Here is a 21,012-nt window from a genome sequence, read left to right as displayed (position 1 = left end):
AAAGATATGCCTGAAATTAATATTGATCTTCAAACTGGTAAAAAGCTATACTTTGCCTCTGATTTTCATTTAGGTGTTGATGCATTTGATACAAGTCAGGAAAGGGAAGAGAAGATTATAGCCTGGTTAAAATCAATTTCTGATGATGCTCATGTGGTGTTTTTGGTTGGAGACATATTTGATTTTTGGTTTGAATACCGCAAGGTTGTCCCGAAAGGCTTTATCGGCTTTTTAAATCAGGTTAGAGAAGTAGTTAAAAAGGGTATCCCTGTATATTTTTTTAAGGGAAATCACGATATGTGGATGTTTGATTATATTCCTGAGATAACCGGGGCATCTATTATTTCTGATGAGCTAATATTAAAGGTTAATGGCAAGAGGTTGTTCGTCCATCATGGTGATGGCTTAGGGCCTGGAGATAAGTCCTATAAACTATTGAAGAAGGTATTCCGTAGTAAGTTATGTCAATGGCTTTTTGCTTTATTGCATCCTGCTATTGGTATGGGGATAGCACATTTCTGGTCATCTCAAAGTAAGAAAAAGAACAACGGACTCGAACAATCATTTGAAGATAAGTTCAAGGAAAATATTTGGTTATATTGTAAAGAATCTGAAAAAACAGATCATTTCGATATGTATATCTGTGGTCACCGTCATCTTGTGCTTGATTTGGAAGTTGAGCCTGATAGTCGTTACTATAATATCGGCGAATGGATGACTGGCTCACCTTATGGAGTTTTTGATGGTGAAAACTTTAAGCTATGCACTTTCAAAGGTTGATATTTCATCTTTTATGTATCATAATTCTAAGTAACTTCTGTCTTGCCCAAAGCCAGTTAAAAAATATTGAATTAATACCACTTGGTGGAACTTATTTAGCTATTGTCACCAATCAATCGATAATAATTAAGGATGTTGTCAATGATACCGAAAGGGTATTTCCTACCAGATTTAAAAATCAACTTGTGTTTTCAGGTGGAAACGAGATTATAACATTTGAACCCCAAACACAGCAAATCAATTTTCTGGATGGCAACCTTAACCTTGTACGTGAAATTTCTATTTTAGATTATGTATCTACTCCTATTGATATCATGTTTTATCAGGGTTTTGATGCTTTTTCCGGACTCTCATTTGGTGGTCAAAAACTTATAAATATTGATCTTAAAACTGGTCAGGTTCAAGAGTTTGAAGCTGATCAACTACTTTCTAAAGATGATGTTAGCTTTGTCCTTCCTTCAAGACTTCCTTCTTTATTTTTATCAAATGGGAGAATAGGGTATGTTACAACAAATAACATTCAATTTATTGATATTCCTAAAATTGATAAAGTGATTGGGTATCAGGGCAAAAATCTGATTTTACATTCTGAAAATGATTTGAGTTATATTTTTGATCTTCGACAGAATAATATTTACAATTGTGACGGCTTATCTATTGATTATCAGGAGAAAGACTCGATTAAAATCATAGAAGGAAAGCTATATTATTATTCCACTCAAGGGCATATTCTTCCATTAAGCACAGAAATATACCGCTGCAAATAATTTTTTTCTCTGCTGATGTTCGTAAATGGTACAAATCACCTATATTGTGTTCATTAATGAACATCGGTAAAACGCCATTATACTATAAACAAGCCTTATAGGCACTTTTCGATGTTGGCACATTATTAGACAGGGTAATTATATAATCACAATAATGATGGAAGAAAAAGATCTCGGTAAGATATTGATAATTGATGATGATGAGGATGTGTTATTAGCAGCAAAACTGCTATTAAAAAAACACGCGAAAGAGGTAATTATAGAAAAGAATCCTAAGAAAATTCCTTTTTTACTTAATAACGATAGCTATGATGTTATCCTTCTCGATATGAATTTTAGTAAGGATATCACATCAGGAAAGGAAGGATTTTTTTGGCTTCAGCAAATCAAAGAAAAGGATCCTAACGCAGTTGTTATCTTGATTACGGCTTTTGGTGACGTCGAAATGGCAGTGCGTTCTCTAAAAGAAGGTGCTACTGATTTCGTCTTAAAACCATGGCAAAATGAAAAGCTTGTAGCGACTATAACTGCTGCTTCAAGGCTTAAGCAATCATATAATAAGGTCGAACAACTAAGTAGCGCTAAAAAATCCTTAGAAGAAGAAATTTCACAACCTTTCAGAGATATCATTGGAGAAAGTGAGCCAATGAAAGAGGTTTTCAATTTGATAGACAAGGTTGCAAAAACTGACGCTAATGTATTAATTCTAGGTGAGAACGGTACCGGAAAAGAGCTTGTTTCCAGAGCATTACATGCCAGATCTCTTAGAGAGAATGAAGTATTCGTTTCTGTAGACATGGGTGCTATTACTGAAACCTTGTTTGAAAGTGAACTTTTTGGTCATAAAAAGGGTTCATTTACCGATGCAAAAGAAGATAGGGCAGGAAGGTTTGAAGTTGCAAATAAAGGAACTCTTTTTCTCGATGAAATAGGAAACTTGAGTTTACCACTTCAAGCTAAGTTACTTGCTGCTCTTCAAAACAGGGAAGTCAGACGAATTGGATCAAACAAAACAGTTCCAATTGATATCAGGTTGATCTGTGCTACTAATATGCCTCTTTATGAAATGGTATCATCAAATTCATTTAGACAAGACCTTCTTTACAGAATAAATACTGTCGAGATAAGATTGCCTTCGTTAAGAGAGCGTCGGGATGATATTCCTTTACTTGTAGAACATTTTGTTAAGATATACACAAAAAAATACCGGAAACCTGTTCAACGTGTTTCTGCCAATGCCATGAAGAAGCTAAAGGCTTATCAATGGCCTGGAAATATTCGAGAACTTCAACATGTAGTGGAAAGATCGGTTATTATGTGTGATAGCGAAGTGCTTGAAGAAGATAACTTCTTGCTTTCAACCCAAAAATCAGATGAACCTATTTTAGGCGAGGATGTTTTTAACCTTGATGAAGTTGAAAAGCAAGTTGTTCAAAAAGCTATCAATAAGCATAGCGGAAATATATCAAAAGCAGCAAAAGAACTGGGATTAACCAGAGCTGCATTATACAGAAGATTAGAAAAGCATGGTCTCTAGTACCTTCAGGTTTAATATTATTTTTAGAATATCAATTTTATTGATATCAGTATTTTTATTTGCTCATCAGATTTATTCAAATGGCAATGTTCTGGGAAGTATACTGATATTACTATTAATTGTTTTTCAGGTAATTTCATTTATTAAATACATCGAAAAGTCTAACGAGGAGATTCTCGGGATTATCGATAGTTTAAGTGAAGAGGATTTTTCTGTTGAAAGTCAGAAAAAAACAACTGAAGCACCTGATGCATCATCAAAAATCCTTCAGAAACTACAGGAAGTTAATGCTGAAAAGGAAGCTCATTATCAGTACCTTAAAAATATTGTCCAGCACCTTGGTATCGGGATAATCACCTTTGATAAGTCTGGAAAAATCCAGATAATGAATACCGCAGCTAAGCGCTTATTAAAAGTTCGCCAGGTTAAGTCGATGGAAGACCTCAGGCCAATAAGTGAGTTGCTTGTTAATTCATGCTATCAGTTAAGAACTGGAGGCCGGGACTTAATCAAAATTGAGCAGCAAGATGATATTGTTCAATTGGCTATTTATGCTATCGAGCTGACACTAAAAAATGAGGAATTTAAATTAGTGTCAATTCAGAATATTCAGTCAGAACTGGAAGAAAAGGAAATGGAAGCGTGGCAAAACCTAATTAGGGTACTGACTCACGAAATCATGAACTCTGTTACTCCAATTAGTTCTTTAGCTGCAACTGTAGAAGGTGAATTACAAGGACAGCTTGTTAATGGCCATGATATGAATACTATCTCTAATGAAGATATCGAAACCATTCATATGGCTGTCCAGACTATTCAACGCAGAAGTGAAGGGTTGATCAGGTTTGTGTCTGACTTCAGAAATCTGGCAAGAGTACCGGATCCGAAATTTGAAGATGTTGAACTAAACTCGATATTCATTAGGTTGAAAACTCTTTTCAAAAATGACCTTGAAAAAGGTAATATAGAATGCATCTGTACAATTATACCTGAGGACCTTACTCTTAAAGCTGATCCCGAATTACTTGAGCAAGTATTTATTAATCTGGTTAAAAATGCTATTCAAGCCTTTGATGAATTAGATGATAATAGAAAGAGAAAAATTGAAATTCATGCGACTCAGGGCCCAAAAAATCAAGTAATTGTTAAAATTGAAGATAATGGGCCAGGTATTGATGAAGAAGCATTAGAGAAGTTGTTTATTCCATTTTTCACTACCAAAAAACATGGTTCAGGTATTGGCTTGAGCATATCCAAGCAAATATTGAGAAAGCATAAAGCAGCTATTTCTGTAAAGTCAGAAGATAACGTTGGTACCGAATTTACAATCAGATTTTAGCGATTGCTTTTTGACGAAGGCCAAGGTATTAACATTGATACCCTTTTGATATAATCAGTATATCCTGGTTTATTTTTTAAGTTCCTCTTTTCCATCATTGGTATACTAATAAAAACAAATAAGATTATTAAGGCGACTAACCCGATACCGGTCCACAGTGCTGATAAATCTTTAATTTGAAATACCATAATGAAAATCCCAGACCAGAATAATAGTTCGCCAAAGTAGTTTGGGTGCCTGCTTAATGACCACCATCCTGTATCAATGAACTTATTTTTGGGCGCTACTTTCTTAAAAGCTCTAAGTTGTTCATCTGAGATAAGTTCTATTACCGCTGCAATAACACATAAGAATGTTCCTGTATAATCCCAAATTGTCACTTTACCTTCCAGAGGGATGATATAAAATAAAGGTAAGCATCCACCAAAAACCCAAAGTGTTGGTAACAGATGTATACCAAAAAAGCTGGAAGGCCAATATAGTTTCTTTGTTTTTCCTGCAATATCCTTATAACGCCAATCTTCATGATGTAATCCTTTCCATCCTCTAACCCAGTTGTATGTTAATCGAACGCCCCAGATTAAGGTAGCTGATAATATCATGCCTTGCCTTTCTGCATTACCTTCAGGATAATGTGTAATTAGAACTAACGCAATTATTGGAGGAGCAACAGACCAATATGGATCGTACATACTTGAATTTTTAGTAATGATACTTCCTGCAAATACTATGACAGTAGTGATGACATCGGCAATTAAAATTCGATAAATCAAATTGTAGTCTTTCAAGAAATCCCAAATTACTACCACTACGAAGATTGCAATCATGTAGCAACTTAAAACGATCAATAAACTTGTGCTTTTATCAGCTTTCATTATTATCTTTTAATTATGTCAGAGATTTATGCCTGGTTTTGAACTTCCTCCCATATCACCATTAGCAGGAGCAAATGTTTTTAACTTTCTTAAGATAATAAGGAAGGGAAAAATTCAAAACAGATACTTCATTAAAGTATTGCTAACTTTTCTTGTAACCATTTTAGCATTACCATTCCATATTTGGGAGAAGATATGGTACCACAGGAAGATAAAGAGATTTGAATTTACTTCTCCTCCGATATTTATTATTGGACACTGGCGATCTGGAACCACCCTATTGCATAACCTGATGACATGCGATCCTAAGAGCTCTTATTTCACTACCTATAATGGCGTTTTTCCAAATAATCTGGCTAGTAAACTTATTTTTAAAACTTTTATGAGGGTTTCCATGCCTGGGAAAAGACCTTCAGATAACGTAAAGTTGGGCCCCGATTTACCACAGGAAGATGAATTTGCTGTTGGAAATTGGGGTATGGAATCATTCTATCTTTTCTTCTTCTTTCCATATCTATATGAAGAAGTTTATACCAATGCTGTTCATATTAAACAAGATAGTAAAAAGCAAAAATGGTTAAATGATTATGATGAATTACTGAAAAAGGCTTGTATTAATACTGGGAAAGGTCGGCTTATTGTAAAAAACCCGGTAAATACTGCAAGACTCAAATTGTTAACAGAATATTACCATGACTCTGCATTTATTTTTATCCATCGAAATCCTTATCATGTTTATCTGAGTACAAAAAAATTCTTTGGAAAGCTCTTTCCTTCAATTATGCTTCATGGCATTTCTCCAGAAGAAGTTGAAGATCTGATTTTTGATTTATATAAAAAGTTATTATCAGATTATTATAATCAAAAGGAAACCGTATCGAGCGATAGGCTACTTGAAATAAGGTTTGAAGATCTTGAAACAGGTCCGGAAAAGGTCTTAAAAGATATATACTTAAAGTTTGAAATTGGGTCTTATCAACAAGCAGAAATGGAATTTAAAAACTACCTGAAAGTAAATTCAGATTATAAAAAAAATAACTATACTATTTCTATTAGAGAATTTAATAGAATTAATGCCGAATGGGCTCATTTCATTTCAAAAACAGGATATTCGTTTCCTGATGATATAAAGATAATTGACTAATAAATGGATATTGCCAACCATAAATTAATTTAACCCGTTATGTAAACATCCCCAACGGGAATTCTGTTATCAAACTATCTTTAAGGCATATAAACCTTTTACTAGCTATGCGAAATTTAATGACTCTAATGAGTCTTTTATTTTTATTTGTCAACTTGGCTGCCTCAGCACAACAAAAATTTACAATTAGTGGATATGTTAAAGAGGCATCGACCGGAGAAGCATTAATAGGAGCAACTGTAGTGGCTAATACTACTCCTTCAAGTGGTGGTGTTACCAATAACTACGGGTTTTATTCAATCACCTTGCCTAAAGGTCAGTATCAAATTACAGTTTCATTTATTGGCTTTGATCAAAAAGTTCTGGACATCGATCTTAATGAAAACAAAAAATTAAACGTCGAACTTGATGAAGCCGGACAAGAACTTGATGAAGTTGTTGTGACGGGTAAAAGAGAAGATGCAAATATTGAAGATGTCACGATGTCTCAGGAGGAGCTAGAAATAGAAAAAATTAAAGCAATGCCAGCTCTTTTTGGTGAAGTGGATATTGTGAAGAGTCTACAATTATTGCCAGGGGTACAGTCGGCAGGAGAGGGGACAACAGGATTATTTGTACGAGGAGGTAGCTACGATCAAAATTTGGTGCTTCTCGACGAAGCAACAGTCTACAATGCATCTCACTTTCTTGGTTTCTTTTCTGTATTTAATCCGGATGCTGTTAAGAAAGTTACAATGTATAAAGGTGGTATACCTGCGAAGTATGGAGGAAGGCTTTCTTCGGTAGTAGATATCCAAATGAAGGAAGGTAATTCCAAACACTTTTCCGGTTCTGGTGGTATAGGTACAATTTCAAGTCGCCTTACGCTTGAAGGTCCAATTAAAAAGGATGTTAGTTCCTTTATTGTGACAGCCAGAAGAACATATGCAGACTTGTTTCTTGGCTTAAGTAGTGATCCGAATATCAAAAATAACCAACTGTATTTTTATGATTTTAATGCTAAAGCTAATTACAGGTTTAGCCCGAAAGATCAGGTTTTCGTTTCAGGTTATTTTGGTCGTGATGTATTTAACTTCGATAATGAATTTGGTTTAAACTGGGGAAATGCTACCCTGACTGGTCGATGGAATCATGTTTTCAATGATAAGCTATTTCTAAATACAACAGCATTATACAGCAGTTTTAACTATGGGTTTAAAGTTGATAATTCATCACAGAATTTTGAATGGCTGGCCAACTTAAGTGAAGTAGCTGCTAAAATTGATTTTACATATTTTAGTGATCCTACTTTAACATTATCATTTGGTTCACATTCAATGTATCACATTTTTTCTCCGGCAGAAATCAAACCGCTAGATGAAGAATCAATCATTCAAAACTTTTCATTGGATGAAAAATATGCTTTTGAACAAGGACTTTATTTTGATTTTGAAAAGAAATTATCTGAAAAGCTGCTGGTTCAGGCAGGGCTAAGATACTCTCTATTTGCTAACATTGGCCCCGGAGATGTTTATATCTATGAAAATGATGAGCCTTCCAGAGACTCAGAAATTATTGATACCGTATCCTATTCAGGAGGAAAAAGAATTGCTTTTTATGATGGGCTTGAGCCGAGATTAAATGTGAGGTATAAATTAAACTCATCTTCGTCTATCAAGGCTTCATATATGCGAACAATGCAGTATTTACAGATTGCTGCAAATTCAACAGCAGGATTGCCAATAGACCGTTGGATACCGGCAGATAAATATATTGAGCCTCTTAGTGGTAATCAGGTAGCATTAGGGTACTTCAAAAACTTCAAAAATAATACTTACGAGTTTTCTGTAGAAGGATATTATAAGCATATGGAAAATGTTATCGATATGCTTCCTGAAGCAGATGTGTTTTTAAGCAACAATATTGAAGTTGAATTATCAGCGGGTAAGGGTTGGGCTTATGGTCTTGAATTTCAACTTCAAAAGAATAAAGGAGCTACAACCGGATGGCTTTCATACACTCTTTCTAGAACCTTTAGAAAGGTGCCTATGATCAGTAATGGTGATCCATATCCGGCCAGATACGACAGGATTCATGATATATCTCTAGTGCTAAATCATGAGTTTAACAAAAGAGTTAGCATGGGGATGAATTTCGTGTATTCATCAGGGCAAGCAGTTTCCTTTCCTGTAGGTAGATATGAAATCGATGGTCAATCTGTTCCATATTATGACGACAATAACAGAAACAGCTCAAGAATGCCGGATTACCATAGACTGGACTTGAGTTTAACGCTTAAAGGGAAAGAAAAACCAGGTAGGAAATGGAAGTCGTATTGGAACTTTTCTGTTTACAACGCCTATGCCAGAAAAAATCCATTCTCAATCGAATTTAGAAGAATATACAATAATGATGTGAATTTTGATCCACAAGAAGACGGTGACCCGGGGAAAGAATATTCCTCTAGACCAGCTTCTGTTACGACTTATTTATTTAGTATAATTCCTTCAGTGTCATATAACTTCAGCTTCTAAGATGAAAAGAAATTTAAAATATATACTCTCAATAATTTTTGTCCTGATAGTGGCTTCTTGTCAGGAAGAAGTAAAATTAAAACTTACTGACGGAGACCCTCAACTGGTAGTAGAGGCGAAAATCACAACCCAGTCTGGTCCTCATCTCATAAAACTGGGTCTGACTACAAGTTATTATGATGAAAAAGGAAACGATACAGTTAGAAATGCTCAGGTGAGGTTAGTCAGAGGAGATGATTATATCGTTCCCCTTGAAGAAAAGAATCCAGGGTATTTTTATACGGCAGATGATTTTAGTGTAGTCGAAGGTGAAAAATATACATTAGAAATAGATTATAATGGTCAGCAATATTCTGCTTCAGGTGAGGTATTACCTTATCCGGTATTGGATTCAGTAGTGGTAAGGTATCAGGAAGAAAGGGTTTTCAGGGAAGAAGGTTATTATTGTTATTTTTATGGAAAGACTCCTAAAGGGCAGATAAATTATTATAGGTGGTTGGTTTATGAAAATGACACACTTTTTAATGACAGGGGTGACTATCTTTTGGCTGATGATGAATTGGTGCAAGAGGATATTAGTAACCTGGAATTGCCTTATCCTTTTGAAGTCGGAGATACAGTTAAAGTTGAACAATATTCATTAAATGAATCAACCTATAATTACTTTTTGGGATTAGTGAATTTATTATTTAATGATGGAGGAATATTTTCTCCGGCGCCTGTAAATCCGACTACAAATATTTCAAATATAACTGATCCCGGAAATCCCCCTCTTGGATTTTTTCAAATTTCAAGTGTGACCTCAATTACAATTTTAATTGAGGAAGAGGAGTAATTATCGAATATTATCATCATTTAATAGTATTTAACTATTATAGCTAAGTATTATTAAAGTGATATTCTATCTTTGCACCCTAGACAAAGAATAATAATGAAACAGGGAAAGGCCATAATATTCGCAGCACCCTCAGGGTCAGGAAAGACAACAATAGTTAAACATCTGTTGGCTAATAATGATTTTCTGGGATTTTCAATTTCTGCATGTACTCGGGATAAGCGAGGAAGAAATGAAGAAAACGGAAAAGATTATTACTTTTTGTCTCCTCACGAATTCAAGCAAAGTATTGATAATGATGAATTTATAGAGTGGGAAGAGGTCTATCCTGGTAACTTTTATGGCACATTAAAATCAGAGATTCAAAGATTATGGGACGAGGGTAAAACAGTAATCTTTGATGTTGATGTTAAAGGAGCCCTGAATCTTAAAAAATATTTTAAAGATAGTGCTTTAGCTGTTTATGTTAAAGTTCCTTCAATTGATGAATTGGCCAAAAGACTTAGAGACCGAGGTACTGAAAGCGAGGATAGTGTCTCCAGAAGGTTATTCAAGGCAAAGTTTGAAATGGAATTTATGGACAAGTTCGATGTCGTTTTGTTGAATGATGATCTGGGTAAAGCACAAGAAAAAGCCCAGTCTCTATTAGATGAGTTCATGGCTAAATAATAATCATGAACAAGACCATTGGATTATATTTTGGTTCGTTTAATCCGATTCATATCGGTCATATGATAATTGCACAAACTGTAGCAGATTCCGGATTAGCAGATGAAGTTTGGTTTGTGGTTTCTCCTCAAAGCCCATTTAAGAAAAAGAGCACTCTTGCCCATGAGCAAGATCGTTATGATATGGTTCAGGCAGCCATTTTCGATAATTATAAGTTTAGAGTGACTGATATCGAATTTAATATGCCCAAGCCAAGCTATACTATAGATACCGTAACATATATAAAAGAAAAATACCCTGACTATGATTTTAAGCTGATCATGGGGGAGGATAACTTGAAAGGGTTTCATAAATGGAAGAATCATGATATTCTGATTGAAGAAACTGGCATTATATGTTACCCAAGACCTGGTACCAGAAAAACAAAATGGCATGAAGATTGTCGAGTGCAAATGATTGAGGCTCCTTTTATTGATATATCAGCCACATTTATCAGAAACTCTGTGAAAAATGATAAATCAATTAGGTATCTGGTTCCAAAAGAAACTGAATTATTAATCTATTCCAGGAAACTCTATCAATGACCATTATCCATTAATCTATCTTATTTACCAAAACAACCATTAAATTTTATGACCACCATGTTCAAATTTTTGGCAGGAGTAATTATTTTTTTGCTTCCTGCTTTTCAATGCTATTCCCAAACATTGAAAGGAACGGTTAAAGATGAACAAAATACACCACTTGGATTTACCGCAGTTTATATTTCTGAAATCAATGAAGGAACAAGCGCGAATGAAAACGGTGAGTTTCAATTCGACCTTAGTCCAGGAAATTATACAGTTATGTTCCAGTATATGGGATATAAATCCAAAACTGTTAGCGTTTCAATAGTAGCTGATGAAATAAAGCAAATAGATATTGTTCTTGAGCCTCAGGTCTATAGTTTGCCAGAGCTACAAGTGACAGGTTCATTTGAAGACCCAGCCTATGCTATAATAAGGAAAGCAAGTGCCAAAGCAATGTACCACCTCCATCAGGTTGATGAATTTACAGCAAAGGTTTATTTGAAAGGCAAAGGCAGATTTGAAAAAATTCCAGGTATTGTTAAAAGAAGGCTTGAAAAAGAAGGATTAAATCAGGATCAACTTTATATAGGTGAAAGTTTAGTAAAAGTAAAATATAAAAGGCCATCTACCTATGAGCAGGAAGTTCTTGCCGTTAGAAGTAAAGGCGAAAGTCAGGATTTCAGTCCTGGGAATTATATTTTCGGTAGTTTTTATGAAAGTACCGTCGCGGGAGTAGTTTCTCCACTATCAAAGAAATGTTTTGCTTATTATAAATATGAATATTTAGGATCCTTTAAGGAAGGTGACTATGAGGTTAACAAAATTAGAGTAATACCAAGAGTTAAGGATAGTGAGTTGTTCAATGGTAATATCTATATAATCGAAGACCTTTGGGCACTGCATAGTGTTGATCTTTTTAATTACCAGCAGGGAATTAAAATTAATATTCAACAGAACCTGGCTCCTGTTAGAGAAAATGTTTGGCTACCGATATCACATAAATTCTTTATAAAAGGATCCTTCGTTGGATTCGAATTTTCTTATGATTATTTGGCGGGAGTTAGTGATTATGAGATTGATCTAAATGAAGACCTTGTGACAACATTAGAAGTGGTAGATGAAAAAACTGAAGCTGTGAAGGTGAAAAACGCTACTTCCGATCAGTCACTTACCCAGGAAGATTCAGCAGTCTTTACTGTATCAAATCTGATGGAAGATGTTGAAATGTATGTGGAAGAAGAACGTAAAGGAACTGGAAATGAAAAAATACTTGAGCGATATGTTTATAAAAATGATAGTTCTCTAAAAACAGCCGATAAAAGTTATTGGGATGAGGTAAGAACAATTCCATTGACTCAGGATGAAATTGTCGGTTATACCAAGCTTGATAGTACAATTGCAAAAATGGATAGCGTGGCTGCTATTGACTCTACCAAGTCAAGGAAATTATCACCATTTTTTTTATTAGTAGGAGATCATGTTTCTTTCGGTAGAGGCAAACCCAGACTAGATATTGACGGAGTCCTTGAAAACACATTTTATAATACTGTAAATGGAGTTAACGTAGCTCTACCAGTTTCTTATTCATTTTACAATAAGTCTAAAAACAGGTGGAAACTTAATGCTGTACCCAGATATAATTTTTCTTCAGAAAATTTTCAGTTAAAAGGGGGAGCCGAATGGCAAAATAATGTCAGAGATAGTCTAACTCAAGTGAAGCTTGAAGGAGGCTATTTTGTAGATCAAATTAATAATAGTGAGCCAATCACTCCTTTAATAAATTCAATTAGTACGTTGTTCTGGCGTGGAAATTATATGAAGTTATATGATAAGCATTTTGTCACTCTCAAGTACTTTAAAGATTTCGTTTATGCAACTAGATTACAATTGGAGCTAAATTGGGAAAAAAGACAACAGCTTTTCAATAATACTGATTATACATTTAATGGTAGAGTGCATAAAGAATATTCTTCAAATATACCGGAAAACCGATATCTAAATAATACTGCTTTTCCAGATCATCAGGTATTTAATTTGAAAGGAAGCTTGCACTATATTCCAGGTCTCAAGTATAACATGTATAATGATAGATTAGTACCACTAACAGAATACAAACCTGAATTAATATTAAAGTGGGATGGAACAATTCCGATAAAAGCAATAAATGATTTAGATTACCTGAAGGCTTCAATTGGAATCAGACATAAATTTAAAGCCGGAGCTAATTTATCAGTTTTATATGATGTTGAGCTTGGAGGTTTCTTCTATAAAGATTCGTTATCTTTTGTCGACTACAATCACTTTCGTGGAAACCAGACGCCGTTTTTACCTTTTGCAGAATCAGGAAGCTTTAATTTTCTTGATTACTATCAATGGAGCACCGATAGACCCTACATGACAGGGATGTTTAAATTTAGCTTCAGAAAGTTATTGATTACTCAAGTACCACAACTCAGGTTGATTGGGATGAAGGAATACTTTTTCTTTAATAATTTGACTCTGGCAGACGGAAGTAATTATTTTGAAGGTGGATATGGAGTCACCAATTTGTTTAGATTCTTGCGCCTTGAAGTTGGAGGTGGATATGATACATTTAAAAATAAGTACTGGGGTGTTAGGATAGGAGTATCACCTGATTTGTTATAAAAAAAGGGAGCAACTTGCTCCCTTTATTTTATATTGTCATTATATCTTTTTCTTTTACTTCTAAAAGTTTATCAACTTTCTCAACATACTGATCAGTCAGTTTTTGTACTTCATCTTCAGCATTTTTGACTAAATCTTCTGAAGTACCATCTTTTTGAAGCTTCTTAAGTCCGTCATTTGCATCTTTCCTTGCATTTCTAACACTTACTTTACCTTGTTCAGCTAATTGCTTACAATGCTTCAGTAGTTGTGCACGGCGTTCTTCTGATAATGGAGGAATATTGATTCGTATGATATCCCCATCATTTTGTGGGTTAAAACCAAGGTCACTGTTGATGATTGCTCTTTCTATTTCAGAAATGATATTTTTCTCCCATGGCTTGATAACTAGGGTTCTTGCATCAGGAGTGTTAATTGAACCTACCTGGTTTAATGGAGTAGGATTACCATAATAATCAACTTTTAGACCATCTAACATTGAAGGCATCGCCTTTCCGGCTCTAACTTTATTCAGCTCTAATTGTGTATGCTGAATAGCTTTTTCCATTTGATCTTTGGCTTCTTCGAGATATAAATCTATTTCTTCCATATTCAAATATAACTAAATTGTTCTATTCTATTAATGTACCTACTTCCTCACCGGCAATCAAATTGTAAAGATTACCAGGAACATTCATATCAAATACTCTGATTGGTAAATTGTTTTCCTGACAAAGAGTAAAAGCTGTTGTGTCCATAACATTTAATCCCTTCTGAATAACCTCTTTGAATGAGATGTTATGATATTTTTCAGCAGTAGGATCTTTTTCAGGATCAGCAGTATAAACTCCATCAACACGTGTTCCTTTTAAAACTACATCAGCTTCAATTTCAATTGCTCGTAAACTTGCTGTTGAATCAGTAGTAAAATAAGGGCTTCCAATTCCAGCACCAAAAATAACTACTCTTCCTTTTTCAAGGTGCCTGATTGCTCGTCTTCTAATAAAAGGCTCACATACTTTCTCAATATCAAATCCGGACATCAAACGAGTATACATATTGTTTTTTTCCAGAATACTCTGAAGGGCCATTGCATTGATTACAGTAGCTAACATTCCCATGTAGTCACCCTGTACACGATCAATTCCTGACTTTTCTGCCTGAACTCCTCGGTATATGTTTCCTCCACCAATAACGATAGCTATCTCTACGCCCATATCCTTAACGCGTTTGATCTCTTCAGCATATTGCTGTAATCTTGCAGAATCGATCCCGTATTGTTGTTGCCCCATCAATGCTTCTCCACTCAGCTTCAGAAGTATCCTTTTGTATCTCATATAATTTCGGCGATGTTGTATTGACTGATTTTTAATTTACCTAATATAAAATATCCGCTCTAAAAGCGGATTAATAATTGATTCTTTTCGACAGACTGACCAGTTTTAACTTCGATACTTGTTATCTCTCCATCTCCTGGCGATTTTAATACATTTTCCATTTTCATTGCTTCCAACACCATTACAGGATCTCCCTTTTTGATGGTTTGGCCTACCTCAACTTTTATTTCAAGTATCATACCAGGCATTGGAGCTTTTATATCTGTTACCTGACTTCCGGCTAGATCTGACATACCCATTTTTTCAAGAAGTATGTCCATCTTGTCTTTAACCTTTATCTGGCAAACTTTTCCATTAATTTTTAGGGTAACAATTTTTTCTTCGTGATTTGTAGAGACATGCTCAAGCTTATAGCCTATTCCATCTTTAATCACATGAAAATGAGAATCATCGATATGACTTATGTCCCAGTTTAGAATTTCATCATCAACGATGATATTGCCATCTTCAAAATTAACAGAGGTTGACTTATCTGAATTAGATTCTTCTTCGTTAATAAGGTGTGCCTGGTACATAATGCTTTTTCATGCATAATTACAGTTATTCTGTCTTTTTTACAAGCATGAAGTGAGCAAATTAATGGTTCATCTCCAAAATTGGAGGACCCAAAATAATAAATACGCATTTTTTTTGTAATCTTTGAGTATTAAACTTTCAGTTATGTGTAAAAAGATATTTTTAACCGGTTTTTATGCGGTTGTTATACTTGCAATTTTTTCATGCTCAAACTCAACGCCTCAAGTTTCTGATGTTGAGGGAGATACAGATTCTCTTCTTATTGAAGAACAGGCAGCCCTTACCCCTAAGCCAGTACCGTATCAAACTGCCAGACCTTTAGAGTTTGACATCATTCATCTTGATTTGAATGTTTCTTTTGATTTTGATAATGAAAAGGTCTTTGGAAAAGCAACAATAACTGGATCTCCTTACAGCTATCCTTTAAATGAGGTTATCCTTGACGGAAAGGGTTTTGAGATAAAAAAAGTCACTATGCCGGGTAGAAATCAAAATACTCCGGTTGCTTATGATTACGACTCCTTTCAATTGAAAATTCATCTTGACAGGTTTTATCAGCCAGGAGAGATTGTCACAATTGAAATTGATTATATAGCAGACCCCAATAACAGTCCTTTAGATAATGCGACTTCATATTATGATTCGAGAGGATTGTATTTTGTAAAGGATGATTCCGGGAAGGTCATACAACTTTGGACTCAGGGAGAGCCTGAAAATAATAGTCGTTGGTTCCCTTTAATAGACGCTCCGAATGAAAGATTTAAACAAGAAATAAGCATTTCAGTACCATCAGATTTTGAGACTTTAAGTAATGGATTATTAATCAGCAGTGTAGTAGGAGAAGATAGCATTAAAACAGATACTTGGCGTTTGGAACAAGCTCATGCGGCTTATCTCACAATGATAGCAGCTGGGAAGTTTGCTAAAGTTGAAGCCATGAATAACGACCTTTCTTTACAATATTTTGTAGAGGAAAAATATAAGAATCGTGCTTCTGATATATTTAAGAATACCCCAGAGATGATTGATTTTCTGGACAGCCTTCTCGATGAACCTTTCCCTTGGCCAAAGTATGCCCAGATTGCTGTTCGCGATTTTGTCACGGGTGCAATGGAAAATACTACTGCTTCTGTATTTATGGAGGAAGTTCAATTAACTGAAAACGAATCATTAGATGAAGAGTATGAAGGTATTGTGATGCACGAGCTGGCACATCAATGGTTTGGAGATCTTTTGACAGCAGAATCATGGGCCAATATTGCCATGAATGAGTCTTTTGCTAATTATTCTGAATATCTGTGGGCAGAGCACAAATATGGAGAAATGGAGGCTGGACTGATAGCTTACGAAGAAGAAGAAGGTTACTTTGAAGAGGCTCTAGAGGAGACTCATGCGTTGATAAACCATAACTTTTATTCTCCTGATGATGTATTTGATGCGCATAGTTATAATAAGGGAGGGCGTATTCTTCACATGCTGAGAGCTTATCTTGGCGATGATGTATTCTTTAAAGGGATACAAAATTATATTGATGATTACAAAGGAAAATCTGTTGAAGCTGCAAATTTCAGGCTTTCAATGGAAGCTGCAAGTGGGCAAGATTTGAGTTGGTTTTTTAATCAATGGTTCTATAGTGAAGGGCATCCGGAACTAACTTTTTCATACCTACACCAAAATGACACGTTATATATTGAAGTTTTTCAGGTTCAATCCGAAGATATTCCGGTATTTGTGCTACCAGCAACAATTGATGTGTTTGATAAAGGGCAGGGTTCAAGATATACAGTGACAATTGATAAACCGTATCAGATATTGGAAATCCCTATGACTTCTGCTCCTGAAACGGTCATATTTGACCCCGAACATGAGCTTTTAGTTGAAATTGCATATGAAAAACCATTAAAAGACTGGATTAATCAATATAAATATGGCGTTTCTTATAAGTCAAAATTTGAAGCACTTGAACAGCTTTCAGATTCTTTAAATATCCCTGAAGTTTCAGATCTATTCCTTGAAGTTTTATCGGATAATTTCTGGGCATTTAGACAGTATAGTTTAAATATATGGGCCACAACAGAAGGGGATGTCCCAGAAGAAGTGATCGCAAAAGTAGCCTCGATGGCTGCATCAGATTCAAATTATATTGTAAGGGCCGACGCGATAGCGACAATAGGTAGTTGGGACCCTGACTCATACAAATCAGTGATTGAAAAAGGACTTGAGAGCAATTCATTTAGTGTGAAAGGCGCCTCAATAGAGGCGTTGAGCATGAGTGATATTGAAGGAAAATATGAAAAGCTACAAAAGTATGAATCATACAATCAGATCGAAACGGTGATACCTTTGGCATTATACTATCTTGATAGTGGTTATTTTGAAAAAATATCCTGGCTTGAAGAAAAGATAATTAATTTGAGAAGGGATGAAAGATTTTATGCACTTCAATTGTACATGATGTTTCTTCCCAGAGCAAGTGAAAGTGTAGATCTTGAATCAAAGTCTGAGTTTTTGTTTTCATTGCTTGAAAAAGAGAAGAGTGTAAATAATAGAACGACGATATATTTATTGTTGATGATGCTCGAAGATTATCCGGGAGTAAAAGAAAAGATTGAAAAAAAATTATTGGAGGAAAAATATCCGGAAGTCATTGAAAATCTGGAAGCTGTGACTGTCTCTTCGGAAGAATAAAAAAATAGCCGAATCTTTTTTTATAAATTTTCTACTCGAATGTTTGAAAGATAGAAAATGATATATATTTTTGCACCACCTAAAACAAAACGGAGACACAAAATGTCGGGTTTTAGGTAGGTTGATTTGAATAACTGAAACCGATAATTGGGGGAATACCAAAGCGGCCAACTGGGACGGACTGTAAATCCGTTGTCTTATGACTTCACAGGTTCGAATCCTGTTTCCCCCACAAAAACTCTTGAGAAACTTACTTAAAGCGAGTAATTCATGCTATCTTTAATTAGGTTAAGAGATTAAGCGGGCGTAGCTCAGTTGGTAGAGCGACAGCCTTCCAAGCTGTAGGTCGCGGGTTCGAGCCTCGTCGCCCGCTCAATTTTATTGTCGGTTAAAGCCGATGTAGCTCAGGGGTAGAGCGCTTCCTTGGTAAGGAAGAGGTCACGGGTTCAATTCCCGTCATTGGCTCAGCTAGATATAATATTGCCGGTTTATCCGGAAATCATAAAAATCTTAACCACCTTAAAAGTACATTTTAAGGTGTTTTTGTCAATTAAGTAAATGAATTTATAACAAAACCGAGGATTATAAGAAAATGGCTAAGGAAACCTTTGATCGTTCGAAACCGCACGTTAACATCGGTACTATCGGTCACGTTGACCACGGTAAGACTACTTTAACTGCGGCTATTTCAAAAGTTTTAGCAGATAAAGGTCTTGCAGAGGTAAGAGACTTCTCTGCTATCGATAACGCGCCAGAAGAAAAAGAGCGTGGTATTACTATTAACAGTTCGCACGTTGAGTACGCTACTGAGAACCGTCACTATGCACACGTTGACTGTCCAGGTCACGCTGACTACGTGAAAAACATGGTTACTGGTGCTGCTCAGATGGACGGTGCGATCCTTGTTGTTGCTGCAACTGACGGTCCAATGCCTCAAACTAGAGAGCACATTCTATTAGGTCGTCAGGTAGGTGTACCTGCGATTGTTGTGTTCTTAAACAAGGTAGACCTTGTTGATGACGAAGAACTACTTGAATTAGTAGAAATGGAAGTTAGAGATCTTCTTTCTTCTTACGATTATCCAGGAGATGATACTCCAATCATCGCTGGTTCTGCACTAGGTGCGCTTAACGGTGAGCCTAAGTGGGTAGAAAAAGTTGATGAGTTGATGGCTGCAGTTGATGAGTTCATCCCTCTTCCAGAAAGACTTATCGACAAAGATTTCTTAATGCCTGTTGAAGACGTATTCTCTATTACTGGTCGTGGTACTGTTGCTACTGGTCGTATCGAGAGAGGTGTTATCAACTCTGGTGATCCTGTAGATATTCTTGGTATGGGAGCTGCTGAAGGTCTTAAGTCAACTATTACTGGTGTTGAGATGTTCCGTAAGATCCTAGATAGAGGTGAAGCTGGTGATAACGTTGGTCTTTTACTTCGTGGTATTGAGAAGTCTCAAATTAAGAGAGGTATGGTAATCTGTAAGCCAGGTTCTGTTACTCCTCACCACAAATTCAAAGCTGAGGTTTACGTTCTTTCAAAAGAAGAAGGTGGACGTCACACTCCATTCTTCAACAGATACCGTCCACAGTTCTACTTCAGAACTACAGACGTAACTGGAGAGATCACTCTTCCAGAAGGTGTTGAGATGGTTATGCCTGGTGACAACGTTTCTATTAACGTTGACCTAATTAGCCCGATCGCTATGGAAAAAGGTCTACGCTTCGCGATCCGTGAAGGTGGTAGAACTGTAGGATCAGGTCAGGTAACTGAAATTATCGAGTAATATTGATATAAAATATAAAACGCGTTTCTGATTTTTCGGGAACGCGTTTTGTTTATCAAAATTATTTATCTATCTTTGCATTCCGTTTTTCGGGGTGTTATACACACGGGTGTAGCTCAATTGGTAGAGTAGTGGTCTCCAAAACCATTGGCTGGGAGTTCGAGTCTCTCCACCCGTGCCAAATTATTAATTTATTATTCATGAATAAGTTAGTGTCATATATCAAAGAGTCGTACATAGAGATGACTACAAAAGTAAGTTGGCCAGGATACAGAGAGTTACAAAACAATGCTGTATTGGTTTTGATCGCCTCTTTGATTTTTGCGTTGGTTATTGGACTGATAGATTCAGGTTTCCAAAACCTAACCGATTTTTATTATAACAATATTAAATAATTGACTGTTACGCCGAGGTTATGAGTGAGCATAAATGGTATGTACTGAGAGCTGTAAGTGGTCAGGAAAAAAAGGTAAAAAATTACCTTGAAAACGAGATCGCTCGACAAAAACTCGAAGGTGAGGTTCCACAGATCCTGATTCCTTCAGAAAAAGTTTATGAAATGCGCAATGGAAAAAAGCGTATTAGAGAGCGTTCGTTCTTTCCGGGCTATGTGCTGATCCAGGCAAACCTTTCTCATGGAGAAGTTATGCACACCGTGACCAGCATTCCAGGTGTTATTGGTTTTCTCGGAGCAGGAGGGGGAAATGCTTCCAAAAATCCAGTTCCCCTTCGTCAATCTGAAGTCAACAGAATCTTAGGTAAAGTTGATGAGACGGAAGAGTTCGAAGAAAAACTAGATACACCATATATTGTAGGTGAATCTGTGAAAGTAATGGATGGTCCATTCAGCGGATTTACCGGCCACGTAGAGGAGGTATTTGAAGATCGTAAGAAGCTTAACGTAATCGTTAAAATCTTTGGTCGAAATACTCCAGTGGAATTAAACTATATGCAGGTTGAAAAAGTAGAATAGTA

The 21,012-nt window shown here is 35.7% G+C and carries 18 protein-coding genes and 4 tRNA genes; 18 read left to right on the top strand and 4 right to left on the bottom strand.

Annotated features, from left to right (window positions below; translation table 11 throughout):
- The first annotated feature begins 6 nt into the window (after nt 1-6).
- The 4 genes from HH304_RS13740 to HH304_RS13725 all read left to right on the top strand — a co-directional run bounded on the left by HH304_RS13740 (nt 7) and on the right by HH304_RS13725 (nt 4,423).
- Nucleotides 7-780, top strand: a complete 774-nt coding sequence (locus tag HH304_RS13740; RefSeq protein WP_169682600.1) for a UDP-2,3-diacylglucosamine diphosphatase — start codon at nt 7-9, stop codon at nt 778-780.
- Nucleotides 762-1,547: a hypothetical protein gene (locus tag HH304_RS13735; protein WP_169682598.1), complete on the top strand. Its 786-nt coding sequence runs from the start codon at nt 762-764 to the stop codon at nt 1,545-1,547. Before HH304_RS13740 ends, HH304_RS13735 begins: the two co-directional genes overlap by 19 nt.
- 157 nt (nt 1,548-1,704) lie before the next feature.
- A complete protein-coding gene (locus tag HH304_RS13730; RefSeq protein WP_169682820.1) occupies nt 1,705-3,084 on the top strand; it encodes a sigma-54-dependent transcriptional regulator in 1,380 nt (459 codons plus the stop codon).
- A complete protein-coding gene (locus HH304_RS13725; RefSeq protein ID WP_169682596.1) occupies nt 3,074-4,423 on the top strand; it encodes a sensor histidine kinase in 1,350 nt (449 codons plus the stop codon). The genes HH304_RS13730 and HH304_RS13725 overlap by 11 nt, the downstream gene beginning before the upstream one ends.
- On the opposite strand, the gene HH304_RS13720 is transcribed toward HH304_RS13725, so the two are convergent.
- Nucleotides 4,420-5,298, bottom strand: a complete 879-nt coding sequence (locus HH304_RS13720; RefSeq protein WP_169682594.1) for a DUF1295 domain-containing protein — start codon at nt 5,296-5,298, stop codon at nt 4,420-4,422. The genes HH304_RS13725 and HH304_RS13720 overlap by 4 nt on opposite strands.
- A gap of 28 nt (nt 5,299-5,326) precedes the next feature.
- On the opposite strand from HH304_RS13720, the gene HH304_RS13715 reads away from it, so the two are divergent.
- The 6 genes from HH304_RS13715 (at nt 5,327) to HH304_RS13690 (ending at nt 13,674) form a co-directional block, all read left to right on the top strand.
- The gene (locus tag HH304_RS13715; RefSeq protein ID WP_169682592.1) at nt 5,327-6,442 is read left to right on the top strand and encodes a sulfotransferase family protein; all 1,116 of its coding nucleotides are present in this window, start codon (nt 5,327-5,329) and stop codon (nt 6,440-6,442) included.
- Nucleotides 6,443-6,549: 107 nt separating this feature from the next.
- Nucleotides 6,550-8,955, top strand: a complete 2,406-nt coding sequence (locus tag HH304_RS13710; protein WP_169682590.1) for a TonB-dependent receptor — start codon at nt 6,550-6,552, stop codon at nt 8,953-8,955.
- 1 nt (nt 8,956) lies between these two features.
- On the top strand, nt 8,957-9,790 hold the full coding sequence (locus tag HH304_RS13705) for a DUF4249 domain-containing protein (RefSeq protein WP_169682589.1): 834 nt from the start codon (nt 8,957-8,959) through the stop codon (nt 9,788-9,790).
- A gap of 96 nt (nt 9,791-9,886) precedes the next feature.
- Nucleotides 9,887-10,459, top strand: coding sequence for a guanylate kinase (gene gmk, locus HH304_RS13700; RefSeq protein WP_169682587.1), 573 nt, complete (start codon nt 9,887-9,889; stop codon nt 10,457-10,459).
- Between the two features lie 5 nt (nt 10,460-10,464).
- Nucleotides 10,465-11,043 (top strand): nicotinate (nicotinamide) nucleotide adenylyltransferase, encoded by a 579-nt coding sequence (gene nadD / locus HH304_RS13695; protein ID WP_169682585.1) that lies wholly within the window; start codon nt 10,465-10,467, stop codon nt 11,041-11,043.
- A 57-nt stretch (nt 11,044-11,100) separates the two neighbouring features.
- Nucleotides 11,101-13,674, top strand: coding sequence for a DUF5686 and carboxypeptidase regulatory-like domain-containing protein (locus tag HH304_RS13690; RefSeq protein ID WP_169682583.1), 2,574 nt, complete (start codon nt 11,101-11,103; stop codon nt 13,672-13,674).
- 28 nt (nt 13,675-13,702) lie between these two features.
- Here the strand turns inward: HH304_RS13690 and frr are convergent, their stop codons facing one another.
- The 3 genes from frr to HH304_RS13675 are packed head-to-tail and all read right to left on the bottom strand — an operon-like array spanning nt 13,703 to nt 15,565.
- Nucleotides 13,703-14,263 (bottom strand): ribosome recycling factor, encoded by a 561-nt coding sequence (frr, locus tag HH304_RS13685; protein WP_169682581.1) that lies wholly within the window; start codon nt 14,261-14,263, stop codon nt 13,703-13,705.
- A gap of 22 nt (nt 14,264-14,285) precedes the next feature.
- Nucleotides 14,286-14,990 (bottom strand): UMP kinase, encoded by a 705-nt coding sequence (pyrH, locus tag HH304_RS13680; protein ID WP_169682579.1) that lies wholly within the window; start codon nt 14,988-14,990, stop codon nt 14,286-14,288.
- Nucleotides 14,991-15,049: 59 nt separating this feature from the next.
- Nucleotides 15,050-15,565 carry an acetyl-CoA carboxylase biotin carboxyl carrier protein subunit gene (locus HH304_RS13675; RefSeq protein ID WP_169682577.1) on the bottom strand — a complete coding sequence of 172 codons (516 nt, stop codon included), beginning with the start codon at nt 15,563-15,565 and terminating at the stop codon, nt 15,050-15,052.
- A 145-nt stretch (nt 15,566-15,710) separates the two neighbouring features.
- Here HH304_RS13675 and HH304_RS13670 point away from each other — a divergent pair, with 145 nt between their 5' ends.
- The 8 genes from HH304_RS13670 to nusG all read left to right on the top strand — a co-directional run bounded on the left by HH304_RS13670 (nt 15,711) and on the right by nusG (nt 21,010).
- Nucleotides 15,711-18,254, top strand: coding sequence for a M1 family metallopeptidase (locus HH304_RS13670; protein ID WP_169682576.1), 2,544 nt, complete (start codon nt 15,711-15,713; stop codon nt 18,252-18,254).
- A gap of 149 nt (nt 18,255-18,403) precedes the next feature.
- Nucleotides 18,404-18,486, top strand: a tRNA-Tyr gene (locus tag HH304_RS13665).
- Between the two features lie 68 nt (nt 18,487-18,554).
- A tRNA-Gly gene (locus HH304_RS13660) sits at nt 18,555-18,627 on the top strand.
- A gap of 20 nt (nt 18,628-18,647) precedes the next feature.
- Nucleotides 18,648-18,719 (top strand) — tRNA-Thr (locus tag HH304_RS13655).
- Nucleotides 18,720-18,846: 127 nt separating this feature from the next.
- The gene (gene tuf / locus HH304_RS13650) at nt 18,847-20,037 is read left to right on the top strand and encodes an elongation factor Tu (RefSeq protein ID WP_169682574.1); all 1,191 of its coding nucleotides are present in this window, start codon (nt 18,847-18,849) and stop codon (nt 20,035-20,037) included.
- 105 nt (nt 20,038-20,142) lie between these two features.
- A tRNA-Trp gene (locus HH304_RS13645) sits at nt 20,143-20,218 on the top strand.
- A 19-nt stretch (nt 20,219-20,237) separates the two neighbouring features.
- Entirely contained in the window at nt 20,238-20,432 is a 195-nt protein-coding gene (secE, locus tag HH304_RS13640; RefSeq protein ID WP_169682572.1) for a preprotein translocase subunit SecE, read from the top strand.
- Between the two features lie 20 nt (nt 20,433-20,452).
- Nucleotides 20,453-21,010: a transcription termination/antitermination protein NusG gene (gene nusG, locus HH304_RS13635; RefSeq protein ID WP_169682570.1), complete on the top strand. Its 558-nt coding sequence runs from the start codon at nt 20,453-20,455 to the stop codon at nt 21,008-21,010.
- Nucleotides 21,011-21,012 lie beyond the last annotated feature (2 nt).

Origin of the sequence: Marinigracilibium pacificum (assembly GCF_012926615.1) — a bacterium.
GTDB lineage: Bacteria > Bacteroidota > Bacteroidia > Cytophagales > Cyclobacteriaceae > Mangrovivirga > Mangrovivirga pacifica.
The sequence above is the reverse complement of the archived record's forward strand: the minus strand, read 5'-3'. Positions and strand labels throughout refer to the sequence as shown.